Origin of the sequence: Pseudomonas fungipugnans, from assembly GCF_029955235.1 — a bacterium.
GTDB lineage: Bacteria > Pseudomonadota > Gammaproteobacteria > Pseudomonadales > Pseudomonadaceae > Aquipseudomonas > Aquipseudomonas fungipugnans.
This window is the reverse complement of record NZ_JARBWL010000001.1, coordinates 349,645-363,273: the sequence shown is the minus strand read 5'-3', so window position 1 is coordinate 363,273 and position 13,629 is coordinate 349,645. Positions and strand designations below refer to the sequence as shown.

The window sequence follows — 13,629 nt, the reverse complement described above, 5'->3', positions numbered from 1 at the left end:
TGCTTGTTGGATGGCCGATCATCTTCATCTATCAATGAGCGCTTGATACAAATAAAGAGGAGCCAGCTCGACTCCTTCTGGTTTATGAGTTGGTATAGTCGGCCTCATCGGATATATGTACGTCAATCACATTGTGATGGGTGCCCCCATCAACTCGAAGCTTGGGGCTTTGCAAAACACTATGCCGCCCTCGCCCCACGAAATCGATCAGTTATTCAGAAATCGCAACAGCAAGCAGCCGGCCCCCCCTCGGTGAGTCCGCGCATGAACTCAGGGGTTCAGCCCCTGAGCGCTTGTTCGTCGAACATTGATGACACCGTTGATCTTCCGAGCATTAGCCGGATAGTCTTCGCGACTTTTGGCATGTTGATTTCAACTCGGAATACACAGCATTCGCTTAGGACATATCGTACGCGATACTCATCTATGGAGCCGCCTTGATCCTGTGCATGGTCACAAACGCCCGCAGTACGACGCGCGGAGTTCATCACGTCGCTGAGTGCAGCTCTTGAGCAGTAAGTAGATCTGGAGCAGCGGACCAGACTCGGATGTCTACTGCTGCGCCGGTTGTGCGCCGGTCCCTACGAGCCCAATCGGCCTCGCCCCCTCATGAACATCAATCTGTGAACACTTGGCTCCATAGACCGAACAAAAACCCAGTACTGGCTGGGGCATGTGGATCGCTCATGAACAGTGAACATCGCCCACTTGTTAAATCATGTATATCGACCTTATAGCCTTACGGGATGGTTCGATGTCGACAAGCTCCTCCGTGCAGCGCGCGTCGGTTGGCTTCTGGCTACCTACCCCTAAGACAGAGACAACCCTGAACGGACATTCATCGACGTCAGTTCAGGGTCGAAGGCTGCTTGCTCCGCTATTGCAGCGGAACATACACATCAGTTTGCCAGTGATCCTGCGGTGTCTCGGGATAGATGCTCAGGTAATGGAAGAACAGCGGCTGGTCACGAAGTTCCTCTCCACTGGCAGGAAGCCAATCGCGGTAAATCGGATAGATCGTTTCGCCGATGTGATCCGGGGACCCCACATGTCGCACCACGACGTAGCGACCGCCGGGAATGACGGTTTCGCGCACGCCGAACTCATTCGGCGCCACGGCCTCGTGAATCTCGCCGCAGATTGCGAAGCGGAATGCTTGCGCAGGTGTCGTATCGGGGTTGCCATAGGGAATGCCAAAGCTGCGACTCGAAGCCACCGGCGACTGTCCGCTCTGCTTACGCCACTCGATGAACTTGCCCACGCTCTCATTGACGAGCCCTGTGGGCCCGCAGTGTTCAAATGCTGCGACCCTGACTTCAGGGAATTGCACGATTCGTATTTGCATGATGATAGTCCTGGAAAAATGAGGGATTGCGAACACCGCATTCCAGACCTGCCAGTTCGGCTCTTTCCTGAACGCACTCGGCGTCATACCGAACGCCCGCCTGAACGCCCTGCAAAATGCCTCCGGACTTTCGAAGGCGGCACCGAGGGCGGCCTCCAGTACCGAGTGATCAGCGAGGGCGGCCAGGCGATGCGCCGCGCGTCGTAATCGCATCAGTTGCACATAACGTGAAACAGGCACGCCTACGAACGCGGTGAATTGTCGATGGAAATGAAATGCCGAAAAGTTCGCCACATGGCTCAACGCATTCACCGACAGATCACCTTCGAGATTCTCATCAATGTAGGCGAGAACGGCGTTGAAGCGTTTTGTGTAAGCGAAGTTGGTCGACATGTCAGACACGGGGAAAAGGCTCCTGGAAGTACGGTCGGCAATAGAGTCGACTATAGCGACGTGAACGCGCCTAGCCGCGTTTGCTCAAGGCACGTTTTGGGCTGGCACATGCGATCCCTTCCAAGGCGATGTAAAGGTCGGGGGCGTTTCAGGTGCCCAGCTCAGGGTCAATGAGCAACTGCCGAGTTAACCCAGGAAATTCCATTTTTTAGCCGCGTAAGGCACTGATTCGACAAACCGCTTCTGGTGCCCACTCTCTCAACGGACCATGTTCAACATGTTCATGGTGAGCCTGAAATAAACACGCTGTCAGCTTCAGACGATGGCAAGGCTTGTAGGCTCACAAGGACTCTATAGATCTCAGAAATCACCTGCATCGTTGCGTCTTCGATCGTTCCTTCATTACGGCATAAAACCCAGCCGTGATCCGCAATCGCTTGCTCGAACGCCTGGGTACAAGCGACATGTTCTTCCAGCCTATGGATCACCGTACTGCTCAGCCCACGCCGTCGTGCCGCCGCCCTCGCCCATGAAATATCAGGGGCGGTGACAACCCCGACATGCAGGTCCGGCACTCGCACGTTTCGATCAATGTTCAACTGTAGAATCTCTGCAAACGGGACTATCCGGCGAAACGCGGCATCAGACGGGTACCAGCGATCGATCAAGATGATGCTGCCTGGTGGCTGTTTAGCCAACACGTGCTGGGAAATCCAGGTACGGCTATCAGCAAAGCGCTCACAAACCCCCAACTCCAAATCCCGGGTGGGATTTCTGACGAGCTTGTTAACGAGGGTCATTGTTTCCCCCCTGTAGGGATCGCTTTTTTTCTCGCAAAGTCGGATCACCTTTTTGTTGTCGGCCCTCAATACTTTCGTAACGGCCTCCAACAGTGTGGTTTTGCCGGTTCCCTTGGGCCCATCTAGAGAAACAAACAGCGAACGATTCATTCTTCACATAACGATTGATAGACGGTTTTTTTAGCCTGTTCCTTCGTAGGAACCCTTGGGCACGACTAAACGAATCGCGTGGAGGGCTCTTATGAACAGACGTTAATGAACACTCTAACCTGATTTCCGGCTGATGGGTCTCAGAATCCAGGGTTACCGCCCTTATGAACATCGGTCATCGTCCATGCGTTAAATCAGATGCCAGATACACCGGCATTGTGGCCGGAATTGGGCAACATGACCGGCTACCCCGAAACCACCGCCTCCCCCAAATTCAACATCAACCGATTCGCCCAAGCAAAAATCGCAACCGCATGAATCAAATCCACCACCTCCCCATCACCCAACCCCTGCCCCCGCAACGCCAAAACATGCCCAGCCCCCAACGATCCCGGCTCCAGCGTCAGGTCAATGGCGAACTGTACAATCGCCCTTTCCCGATCCGTGGTCCCCGCTGTTGCAGGATCTGCGAACACTTCACGGATCACATCGTTACCCTCACATCAGCTACCTCATCGTCGTCACCCGGGATGCTTTCCCGACCACCATGATGAAGAGCGGCCCCCGGACAATCTTGATGAGAAACTGATGACAAGCCCAAAAGAGGCCGACACGAAAGCTCCCTGCCAAACGAATCACCGCTCAAGCCATTCGAAATGTCACGCCCGTACACGATCAGATGGCGATGCGGCACACGTTGCCCGGAGCCTGGCGAACAGGGATGTGCTTGGAATACTCAGGAACAGGCGAGCCAACCCGGCGATGAAAACGTGTTTTCAGGCCGGGTTCACCCAACAGAATTGATCGGTTGTTTGAGCACTACACCTGACGCAATACAGGGCGCCATGACGAGTCGCCCAGCAGGAGCAGCGTTTCATGGAGGACGTCGATATCGGCACAGAGGCTGGCAAAGTCCCAATGCCTGTCGAAGGCATCAGAGGTACTGTGGTACGTGTTCGAGTCGTAGAAATCATGCCGTTTCATGCCGGCCTGCACGCCGCCTTTTATCAGGTCGCTGCCGGTGCTGACCTGGACTGCAGGGATGTCGATCTTGGCAAAGCTCGCCTGGTCGGATCGGTAGAAATAGCCGGCTGAAGGTGCATCATCGAGGCTGATCTGCCGGTTGAGCGGCTTGCCGGCGCGAACGAAGGCGCTGGGCAGGTCAGATTGATCGCCGTCCACCAGGCTCAGGTCGCGGGTTCTGCCGATCGGCACGAAGCCATCGACATTGAGGGCCGCAACCACGTCCAGCCCAGTCTCGCCAATCAACTGTGCGACCCGCGCGGAACCGAGCATGCCCACCTCCTCCGCGGAGGTCCAGGCGAAGAGCACGGTGCGGCGCAACGGGGCCGCGCTTGCCAGCCGTCTGGACAGATCGAGCAACACCGACACGCCGACGGCGTTGTCGACCGCGCCGGGGTAGTAGCCACGGGGCTGCGTCCTGTCTGGCGTCTTGCCCAGATGATCCCAATGCGCGCACAGCAACACGCATTGCCTGGGGAAGAGCTTGCCTTTTTTCATGGCAAGCACATTGCGGCAATGTCGAATCGTGATGTCGAAATCCAGGCGCAATTGCAGGTGGGCGCCAAGCCGGCACGGGCGCTGAGCCATCGGCCACGGGTCGGCCAGGAAAGCATCGAGGTCGACACCTGCCGCGCACAACAACTGTCGTCCGAAGCGCTCGCTGCAAATCCCTTCAAACGCCAAGGCGCTGCGCACCGCCCCTGGAAGAAAACGAAACGGACGGCGCAGCTCGTCTCGGACCAGGTGAAAGGCGCTGCCGAACAGTTCATCGGTGTGGACGATGATCACCCCAGCGGCACCTTGTCGAGCGGCCTCCTCGTACTTGTATTCCCAGCGCCCGTAGTAGGTCATTCGCTCACCCTCGAAGCGCTCGCCCCCCAGGCTGCTGCGTCCGGGATCGTTGGGCAGCAGCACCACCACTTTGCCGACGACATCAAGCCCGGCGTAGTCATCCCACTGGTATTGCGGTGCGACGATCCCGTAGCCCACGAAGACCAGAGACGCGTTGTCGAGTACAACGCTGGCGTGTTGTGAACGAATCAGCAGTTCATCACTCTGCAACAGGTCGTACCGCGAGCCGTCGTCCTGGACGATCGCCTGACACGCGTCCGACCTGGGCCGCGCCGTGGCGCAGCCTAGCGGTACAGACTGAAAGAGGCTCCTGCGACCGTGCCAGGCCCTTAGCCCCAGCGCCTGCACTTTCCTGGCAATCCACAGGGACGCGCGCCATCCTCCGGGTTCCCCTGCCCCCCGGCCGGCGTAAAGCGCACCAGAAAGCGTCCGGCAGCTGTCGGCGAGCGCCGCGCCGTGGGCCTTGTTTCTCAGATAACCGCGAAAGGCCGTGGCGCTCGCTGGCTTATGTTTTGTCTTTTTCGCAAGTGCGCGACGCATGCAAGCTCCCCTCTATCTGGAAACAGATTTGAACAACCGGGCGGCATTATCGAAGAACACCAGCGGGTGGTACTGCGGCTCAATGGCCCTGGCGCACGCGGCGACATACGCCGGGTAATCGACGGATGGCCAACCTGAGCCGAAGACCAGCCTGTCCGGCTTGCCGGTGTAGTCGAGCATCCAGCGGATCGGATCGACCATCAACCTGTCCACGGTGGCTTGGGAGACCTGGCTCAACGACCCCTCGATGATCGAGCTGAGGTCGAGCCAGACATTGTGGTTCTTCGCCGCGAGTACTGCGGCATCGGTGAACCAGGGATTGGCGCTGTGAACCAGGAGGAAGTTCACCTCGGGGTGGTCGACGATGACCTCATCCAGGGTCAGCGGGTGGGCGTACTTGAGCTTGGATCGATGCCAGCCGGTATCGCCGGTGTGGAAAAGCACAGGGACATCGAATTCACGCGCCAGGGAGTACAGCAACTGGAGCCTGGCGTCATCGGCGTGCACGTGCATGAACCCGAGGTTGATCTTGATCGCCCGATAAATACCGCTGGCCAGCCCCTGCGCCAGTGATTCGAAACACCATTCAGGCTGGGCAATGACCGCGCATCGGCCCACGCCCAGGTCCTGCAGCACCTGGGCGCTGCAGGCAGGCTCACGCGAATCCGTCACGCAGGCCTGGATATTGAAGCGTGATTTCAACGCCTGAAAGTCCTGCAGGCTGCCCGCCGCAGCAAACTCGGTATGCACATGTGCGTCGAAAACAGGTCCGGAATAAGTACTCATCGAAAACTTCCCTGTGGGTCAATCACTCTCGCCGCGCGGCATCCGGCGCGGCACCTTGGAGCGCTAGCTGCTGGCGCTGCTGTAGGACCTCAGGGCAAACAACCAGAACACCCTGGACAGGCACAGGAAGGCAACAGCGAATAATGTTGCCCCTAGCACCTGCTGCCATCCGACCATCCCCATCGCTGCGGAAACCGGGACGTTGGAAACGAAATACACCGGGACGAGGAACGTCAGTATCGTGCGAATCGTCTGCGGAAAGGCCGTTACCGGGAACCGCGCGATCTCCATGAGCGTGTAGCTGATGATCCAGACATCACCGATCTTCACGAACCAGATCGACAAGGTGCAGGTAATCAGGAACAACGAGTAGAAGATCGTCACCCCGGCGGCCATCAGCCCAAGGAAGGCCATGAAGTTGCTCACACCCAGCGCACCTTCGCTGTGCATGGCGTACACGACCACGGCAACACCGATCAGCACGCGAGGCAGTTCCCAGAGGCTGATCTTGGAGCACGACACCAGAAACTGACTGTCGACCGGACGCACCAGCAGATAATCCAGGTCACCGGTGCGCACCTTCTCCGACAATGCGTGCAGGCTGGGAAACAACCAGACTTCAAGCAGACCCTCAAGAATCAGCGCCACGCCGAACAACGCCAGCACCTGGTGGAGATTCCAGCCGCCCAGGCTGCTGACTTCGGAGAACATCGCATCGAGGAAATACAGCGCCAGGAGCATCCCGACCACCGTGTTCACCGCATTGGTCAGCGCGTTGATGCGGTACTCCAGTTCCGCGAGCATCGAATGCCTGATCAAGGCCACTAGCACTTTCAATGTTCTGAGTCTCATATGCCGGCTCCGGAAAAGCGCTTCAGGCCCTGACGCCACAGCACCCGGCGCACAGCGACCAGCACCAGCACCCAGAAAACCTGCACCGCGAAACCGTGCATCAGCTCAAGCCCGGCGGCCTTGCCAATCAGCACTTTGACGGGAAAATCCAGCGCCGCAGAGAACGGCAGCATCGCCACGAGGTGGCGGGTCGTCTCGGGAAACAGGTCAACGGGAATGAGCATGCCGCCCAGAACCGTGTACATCGACCACACCAACGCATCCAGCGCCAGGGAGTTGGCCATCCAGAACGCGAGCAGACCGACGCAGTAATAGATATGAAAAATGATGATCCAGGCCAGGACCAGTGAGACCAGGAACAACGGCAACTGCCTGACGATGGCCATCAAGTCGATGGCAAACAGCGATGCGCCGACGCAGAACACCGCCAATACAATTGGCGCGCGTACCACCATCTGCCCCACATGTTCAGCCACATGGAACCAGAAAGGAGCGACCGGTCTGAGCAGTCGGCCCGACAAGGTTCCCTGGCGTATCTCATCGTTGAGCACGAAAATGACCCAGACCGCGGTCAGTTGCCTGACCAGATAGACGCCCAGGAAATACGCCACAAAATCGATGGCCGCATACCCGCCGATCACCTGGTCCCGTGAAAGCTCCCACCAGATCAGCATCATGAACAGCGGTGCGACACCGCTGATGAGCCACACGAACAACTGCGCGCGGTAGATCACGGTCACCAGCACGCTGGTACGGATCAGCCGCCCGGCAATGCCGGGCAATGAAGCCAGGGCGACCATCAGGCATGCTCCCTTGGCATCAGCAACCGGGGAAAGGCTTGCTCGAGGGACGGGCTCTGTATCGAGATATCCGTCACCGGAAAACTCGCCAGCAACTGCGCAACGGTCTTTGCGAACTGCTCTTCGGGCACCAGCAGTTCAGCGCTTTCGTTGTCCAGGCTGATCAGGTTGCCGTAAGCACGAAGGGACTCGCCGCAAACTCCGGAGGAGAAACGCAGGCTCACCCGGCGCTCGGACACGTGTGCCTTCACCAACGCTTGCCGGCCACCGTCGAACACCACCTGACCACGGTCCAGCACAATGACCCGGTTGGCCAGCGCCTCGATGTCCGCCATGTAGTGGGAGGTCAGGATGATCGTTGCACCGAACTCTTTGTTGTAGTCAAAGAGAAATTTGCGGATGGCGACCTGCATTTCCAGATCGAGGCCGATGGTCGGCTCGTCGAGAAACAGAACGCTTGGACGATGCAGCAGTGACAAGATGAGTTCGCATTTCATCCGCTCGCCCAGGGACAGCTTCCTGACCGGGCGATGGATGATCTCGTCGGCCGACAGCAGCTCGCACAGTTCTTTGATCCGGCGCTTGCAATCGGCTGCCGGTATCTCGTAAAGGGCACCGTGCAAGCGCAAGGACTCCAGCGCTGGAAGGTCCCAGGTCAGTTGCTGCTTCTGCCCCATGACCAGGGCGATCGATTTGAGGAACTCCGCCCGTCTCTTGAAGGGTTCAAATCCCAACACCGAAAGGTGCCCGCCGCTGGGCCGTACGATGCCTGAGAGCATTTTCAGGGTCGTGGTCTTGCCCGCACCATTACTGCCGAGAAACCCGACCACTTCACCCTCGTCTATCGAAAACGAGACATCCCTGACCGCAGGGATGTACACCTTCTCACGACGAAAATACCGGAACATGCTGCGCGAATTGCCGTCACGGGCTCGGTACACTTCGTATACCTTGCTGATATCACACAGCTCGATTGCTTTTGACATACCTTTCCTTGAGATTCCCGCATCCTTCGATTCAGTCAACACGCCGAGACACTTGAATGGCGATCCATTTATTTCAGCGTATTCATCGCCGCCGCGCCAGCAGTTGTGCCTGATGCCAATCAGGAGACAACCCCGTGTCGAGCACAAGGCCGATCGATGGCGCGACCCGTGACTGGGCAATCAGGCCCAGGCCTGGCACTTGGGCCAGTGCGAAGTCGGCCGCTTCGAGCATCGACGTTGTCCGATACACGTCAACCGTGGCCAGGTGCACCAGGCACGGCACCTGCGCCAGATCCACCGGTCCACTGTAGCGCTGCGCGTCGCGTTGCAGAAACGCCAGCCACTGGTGACCGATCGACAAGCGCCCTTCTTCTGTTTCGATGTGCTGCGTCACCTCGCCAAGGCCGTCGAAACAATGCCGTTGATCCTGCTCGGGCTGGGCGCAAAGCAGTGACACCCCGACGATCGCAAACAGGCCGTTCTCCGGTACCAGCAGGGCGACATCCGCTCCGATGCCCCGCAGGTACTGAATGACTGACACACGCACATCGTCCGTGCACCGGGCTGGCAGGTTGGCGATCAGCCAGGCCGGTGCATCCTCGCCCAATGGCGCCTTGCGGGTCACCGCCAGCGCCTCACGCCGTGCGGGCGAAAGGCGCTCGACATCCGCCATCAGGTCAGTTGAACAGAGCCAGATAGAACTGGACCGACCATCCTGTTCCTCCCGTTCACCACCCCCCAGGGAACAGAACTCGAGGTAGCCCCCACTCAATCTGAAGAAAGCACTCACACGCCCATCGCTGTGGCGCACTTGTCGCGTGTGCTCCCTGAAGCCCGCCCGGGCAAACTGTGCGATGACGTCGTCGAACAGGCTCGCAGGCAACGGGTAGACGATGTGATCAAGATGAGATATCACCAGCGCCCGTCCCTGCAGTTGCAATCGATAGCCCGTTCACCCGTCGCCAGCCGAAGCGGCCTGATGCGCTCAATCATGAACGTACGTCGACGGTCTCTTTCCCCGAGTGCAGAGCGTCAGGCCGTGCTCATGCACACCCCCACTTTTCACCTCTTGACTGACCGCCTGCAAGCCCGCCTCCTTGAATGCTTCGAGATAGCGGCGTTGCGGCCAGCGCGTCAGACTCACGCCCAACTCTTGCGACCATCCCTGCGACTCATGGCTTTCCTCGTAGTAGTCCACCATCACGATCAGTTCTCCGCCCGGCGCCAGCAGGCTCGCGGCTTTATCGATGGCGGCGGCAATGTCCTCGAAGTAATAGAACACTTCCATGGAGAAGATCAGATCGAATTGCATGCCCGCTGGCGGGCGCCAGTTCATGAAGCTTTCGACGTCAATGTCGACGTTATCCCGGCCCTGCACCCTGGCGGCGCACATGCGCGCCATTTCCTGGCTGAGCTCCACGGCATGGGAATATCCGCCTGCGAACTTCGATCCGGCCATGTACTCGAGGGCGTAACCATTGCCGGGCCCGATCTCCAGGTATCGCCCTGTGCAGGGTTTGAGGGCAGACAGTACAGGCTCGACCCGGGCCCAATGTTCACGGGCCATGTCCACTGCGCCATCCTCGATGGCCCACTCGTCGAAGAGCGCCTCGACTTCCAGTTCGTGACTCATCCAACACTCCTGTTTGCAGCTGGGTTCCATTGATAAAAGTGCACGGCGTTGCGATGGGAGCCGATCACAAGGTGACCGTCATCGGTGAGCAATGGCGAGGAATGAAAGCCTCCACTGTGTTCCAGGCACCACAGGGTCTCGCCCGTGCGTTGCGCTAGGCAATGCAGACGCTCATCCGTACCGACCAGCAAGGCATCGCCGGTAGGCAGCACGGTAAAAGGCGTGTACCTGAACTCGCAGTTGAGGTTTACCCGCCACAGGCATTGCAGGTTGTGCAGGTCAATCCCGTACACGTACCCGTCATTGCTGCCGACATACGCCACGCCTTGCGGAGACAGGCTGGGGCAGGACACCACGAAGCCATCGGTGTGGAATTGCCTGAGGACCTCACCGCTTTCGACCTCGAAAATGATGATCTTGCCGTCGACTTCCGTGCCGATTACGCCACGGCCTGAGGTATGGTCGATGGCCGCAGTGCCTTCGAACCGGCTCGTTTCGGTGATTCTCCAGCGCTCTTCGCCGTCCGGGCTGAAGCACATCAGGATATTGTCCGTGCCCACGATGACATTGCCGTGCACATCCAGCGCCGGCGAACTGTAGAGGTCGTCTTCCACTCGCTCATCGAAGGATTGCTTCCACAGCAACTCACCCGAAGCATGGTCCAGGGCGTACAGCGTATGGTCATAGCTGCCTGCGTAGACGATGCTCCTGGTGGCATCGATGGTCGCACTGGCATGAAACGGCCCGTTGGCGTTGAAGGACCAAAGGCATTCGCCATCCCGGCTTATCCGGCGCAAGACATGGTCCTCGCACCCCACGACAAAACTGCCATCGCTCGACACCGCAGGCGAGCTGTAGACCGGCCCTTGCGTCGCGAAACGCCACAGGGGTTCGCCATCACTGAGACTGACACACTGCAAACTGTTGTCCCAGCACCCAAAGACGATGCGGTCATCGCCGATCCTGCATGGAATGCTCCATACCCGTTCGGCGCAGGCAATCGTGCGTTGATGAATCGGCCTGGCCTGCCAGTCCATCGACGGCGAATCCCGCCAAGGTCTGTGAGAGCGCAGCACCTGGTTGTTCTTGTACCAGGTGGCTTGCAGGTGCTCGGCGTACCCTGAGAGCGTTTCCCGGCCCGTCATGCGACCTATTGGCATGTCGTCCACCCGGCGTCTTCTATGCCGCCGCCGTACTTCTCGGATATCTCGATCTTGTAACCATTGGGGTCGAGAAAATAAACGGAACGAGAGGAGTGGTAGTTGACTTCATAATCGGGAAGCAACTTCACGCCGTGATCGCGCAAACGCGACAGCACATGATCGAAGTCTTCCACCAGAATCCCGAAGTGGGTGATTTCCAGACCGTCGTTCTTCACACCCCGCCCTTCGGCATATTCATGCATGCACAGATACAGGGTCTGATCCGCACCGATAATCATCCAGCGGGTAAAGGCACGAATGCCCACTTCCTTGACTTCGAAACCAAACACCCGGGCATAAAATGCCTGGCTTTCTTCAATATCGGCCACATCGAGTTGAATGTGATCGATGCCCACAATTTTGATCCTGTCGAGCAATGCGTTCATTGCACCAGCCCTCGATATTCATCCGCCAACAGGCCCTCGGCTTCCCAAGTGTCGATATAGGACTTGAAGAAAGGCAACGCTTCGGGCAGGTGTTGCCTGGCCACGCCATAACCGGCGACGCCGGCCGATATATTCGTCGCATCCAGCAACAGGGTGCCCTTGAACGCTTCCAGCGCCTGGTCGAAGTTCCCGAGTTGCTGATGGCAGGCGCCAATCATGTATTGGGAATAAGTCAGCCGTGGGAAGCCGATCGTGTAAGCCTGCTGGAAGTGTTGCAATGCACGCTGCCATTGCCGGTCAGTCACCTCGACCTCGGCGGCCTCGTGATAGGAAATACTCCAGTGGGGATCGTAGGCGATCAGTTCCTCGGCCACACGCCGGGCACTGTCGACGTCGCGGGCAACGTAGAGCATTTCCTTGAGTTTCGACTCGTAGACGGTCTTGCGCGCTTCCCTGGCCGGAATACTGCTGCCTTTTTCGCCGCGTATGACCGCGTTGGCATAGTCTTCGGCCAGCAGCATATATTGCCGCGTGGTGGCGGCATCGCCCCGGGCTGCTGGCACCATGGCCAACCCGCGATAGAACGAAGACAGTGAAACGAGATCAACCGGTGCATCACTTGAAGCAATCTGCCTGGCTGCCATCTCGCCTGTTCCGATGAACCATTGGTTCAGCTCATCATCGATGGCATTGCCCTTGAGTTTCCAGACGATCGCTTGCGAGCAGACATCCAGCACCCTGGCTGGTGACAGCCGATGGGCCTGCATCAGCGCCTTGAGCGCAGTGAAGTCGTCCTGATGCGACGCCGTGATCTCAAGACGGTTATGAATGGCAAAGCGGGTCAGATGATAAGTCACCCGTTGATCGGGAAAGAGCGCGTCATAAGGAATTTTCGCCAGCACCTGGTTGGCGAAGCGGTACCTGCAACTGGCCGCCAGGCATTGAGCAAGGCTCAGTTTCTGCACCGGCGGAGCCCATTCCAGCATCTCTGCCAGCCACTTTACCTTGGCAACCGGGCCGTCCATTGCGTACGAGAAAAACTCGAGTTCGTCGACTCCGATGGCATGCCGCTGCGCCACTTCAACCAGCGTCGAAGGTTCAAGAAGTTGAGGCACCCGATAAGGCACTTCGTCAAAGTTCTGTTCTGCCAACCCCGCACAAACGGAACGGGACCAGTTTGTCTGATGCACGCCCGAATCGTCGTAAAAGAACATGGCGCGTGAAAAGGCGTCGTCCAGTTTTCTGTGCATATCACTTTCCCTAATGACATGTGGACACTTCGCTGTCTGATCAAATACGGCCGAAGCCAGGCTTCGGCCGTACCCCACAAGACACCGGTATCTTGTGTACAGCGGACAATCAGAGGATGAACAGCGCCGAAAGAATTCGGTTTTGAACGCTATTGAACTTAATCATTGTGAAACTCCTTCTTTAAGTGTGCATGGAACACCCATGCGATTTCGTTACTTCATTCATGATCGAACGTATTCCAGTTCGGCCCGAGCGAAAGTTACCGCTTATCAGAGGATGAACAGCGCCGAGAGCATCCGATTTTGCACGCTATGGTATTTGATCATTTCACTATCTCCATGTGATTAAACGTTGCTGCCAATTGCAGCGCTGTAAGATCTAGCCGCCATCCTTAAAAACGTCAAGGCAACTCATCCAAAACTTTGCCCGACCAGAAAACGAACTTTCTAGTTAGTTCCACTATGGATTTTTCATTGAGATCAACAGGTTACCTGATATCAACCACAAAACGGTGATTTTACATTTTTGCCCTCGCCGTCAAACAGAGACGAACTGTTCGCCTTGTAATTTCAATACCTTCACGCCAAAAGTGTATTGCCGAAACAAATTGCAACACTCCATGTTTATTTG

The 13,629-nt window shown here is 57.6% G+C and carries 12 protein-coding genes and 1 pseudogene; all 13 read right to left on the bottom strand.

Translation table 11 applies throughout. The features are described 5' to 3' along the window. Window positions 1-877: 877 nt before the first annotated feature. Window positions 878-1,747: an AraC family transcriptional regulator gene (locus POF45_RS01770; protein ID WP_259494118.1), complete on the bottom strand. Its 870-nt coding sequence runs from the start codon at window positions 1,745-1,747 to the stop codon at window positions 878-880. 272 nt (window positions 1,748-2,019) lie between these two features. Continuing rightward, the gene (locus POF45_RS01765; protein ID WP_282314874.1) at window positions 2,020-2,688 is read right to left on the bottom strand and encodes a dTMP kinase; all 669 of its coding nucleotides are present in this window, start codon (window positions 2,686-2,688) and stop codon (window positions 2,020-2,022) included. Between the two features lie 245 nt (window positions 2,689-2,933). Then, window positions 2,934-3,182 (bottom strand): annotated as a pseudogene (locus POF45_RS01760) (peroxidase-related enzyme); the annotation flags it as partial. Between the two features lie 325 nt (window positions 3,183-3,507). Further along, window positions 3,508-5,103 (bottom strand): M28 family peptidase, encoded by a 1,596-nt coding sequence (locus POF45_RS01755; protein WP_282314873.1) that lies wholly within the window; start codon window positions 5,101-5,103, stop codon window positions 3,508-3,510. 12 nt (window positions 5,104-5,115) lie between these two features. Continuing rightward, window positions 5,116-5,889: an amidohydrolase family protein gene (locus POF45_RS01750; protein WP_282314872.1), complete on the bottom strand. Its 774-nt coding sequence runs from the start codon at window positions 5,887-5,889 to the stop codon at window positions 5,116-5,118. A 63-nt stretch (window positions 5,890-5,952) separates the two neighbouring features. Further along, a complete protein-coding gene (locus POF45_RS01745) occupies window positions 5,953-6,741 on the bottom strand; it encodes an ABC transporter permease (RefSeq protein WP_259494122.1) in 789 nt (262 codons plus the stop codon). Beyond that, complete coding sequence (locus POF45_RS01740; protein ID WP_259494124.1) at window positions 6,738-7,541, bottom strand: ABC transporter permease; 804 nt, start codon at window positions 7,539-7,541, stop codon at window positions 6,738-6,740. Before POF45_RS01740 ends, POF45_RS01745 begins: the two co-directional genes overlap by 4 nt. Further along, window positions 7,541-8,527 carry an ABC transporter ATP-binding protein gene (locus POF45_RS01735; protein WP_259494126.1) on the bottom strand — a complete coding sequence of 329 codons (987 nt, stop codon included), beginning with the start codon at window positions 8,525-8,527 and terminating at the stop codon, window positions 7,541-7,543. Before POF45_RS01735 ends, POF45_RS01740 begins: the two co-directional genes overlap by 1 nt. Window positions 8,528-8,609: 82 nt before the next feature. Then, on the bottom strand, window positions 8,610-9,443 hold the full coding sequence (locus POF45_RS01730; protein WP_259494127.1) for a hypothetical protein: 834 nt from the start codon (window positions 9,441-9,443) through the stop codon (window positions 8,610-8,612). Between the two features lie 69 nt (window positions 9,444-9,512). Beyond that, window positions 9,513-10,160 carry a class I SAM-dependent methyltransferase gene (locus POF45_RS01725; protein WP_259494128.1) on the bottom strand — a complete coding sequence of 216 codons (648 nt, stop codon included), beginning with the start codon at window positions 10,158-10,160 and terminating at the stop codon, window positions 9,513-9,515. Beyond that, window positions 10,157-11,320, bottom strand: coding sequence for an outer membrane protein assembly factor BamB family protein (locus tag POF45_RS01720; RefSeq protein WP_259494130.1), 1,164 nt, complete (start codon window positions 11,318-11,320; stop codon window positions 10,157-10,159). The genes POF45_RS01725 and POF45_RS01720 overlap by 4 nt, the downstream gene beginning before the upstream one ends. Then, window positions 11,311-11,748: a VOC family protein gene (locus tag POF45_RS01715; protein WP_259494131.1), complete on the bottom strand. Its 438-nt coding sequence runs from the start codon at window positions 11,746-11,748 to the stop codon at window positions 11,311-11,313. The genes POF45_RS01720 and POF45_RS01715 overlap by 10 nt, the downstream gene beginning before the upstream one ends. Then, window positions 11,745-12,998, bottom strand: a complete 1,254-nt coding sequence (locus tag POF45_RS01710; protein ID WP_259494132.1) for a tetratricopeptide repeat protein — start codon at window positions 12,996-12,998, stop codon at window positions 11,745-11,747. The genes POF45_RS01715 and POF45_RS01710 overlap by 4 nt, the downstream gene beginning before the upstream one ends. Between the last annotated feature and the right edge of the window lie 631 nt (window positions 12,999-13,629).

Bases quoted from the DNA above. Each gene is read 5' to 3' on its own strand.
- POF45_RS01765 (WP_282314874.1), bottom strand. From the start codon at position 2,688: ATGAATCGTTCGCTGTTTGTTTCTCTAGATGGGCCCAAGGGAACCGGC.
- POF45_RS01755 (WP_282314873.1), bottom strand. From the start codon at position 5,103: ATGCGTCGCGCACTTGCGAAAAAGACAAAACATAAGCCAGCGAGCGCC.
- POF45_RS01750 (WP_282314872.1), bottom strand. From the start codon at position 5,889: ATGAGTACTTATTCCGGACCTGTTTTCGACGCACATGTGCATACCGAG.
- POF45_RS01745 (WP_259494122.1), bottom strand. From the start codon at position 6,741: ATGAGACTCAGAACATTGAAAGTGCTAGTGGCCTTGATCAGGCATTCG.
- POF45_RS01740 (WP_259494124.1), bottom strand. From the start codon at position 7,541: ATGGTCGCCCTGGCTTCATTGCCCGGCATTGCCGGGCGGCTGATCCGT.
- POF45_RS01735 (WP_259494126.1), bottom strand. From the start codon at position 8,527: ATGTCAAAAGCAATCGAGCTGTGTGATATCAGCAAGGTATACGAAGTG.
- POF45_RS01725 (WP_259494128.1), bottom strand. From the start codon at position 10,160: ATGAGTCACGAACTGGAAGTCGAGGCGCTCTTCGACGAGTGGGCCATC.
- POF45_RS01720 (WP_259494130.1), bottom strand. From the start codon at position 11,320: ATGCCAATAGGTCGCATGACGGGCCGGGAAACGCTCTCAGGGTACGCC.
- POF45_RS01715 (WP_259494131.1), bottom strand. From the start codon at position 11,748: ATGAACGCATTGCTCGACAGGATCAAAATTGTGGGCATCGATCACATT.
- POF45_RS01710 (WP_259494132.1), bottom strand. From the start codon at position 12,998: ATGCACAGAAAACTGGACGACGCCTTTTCACGCGCCATGTTCTTTTAC.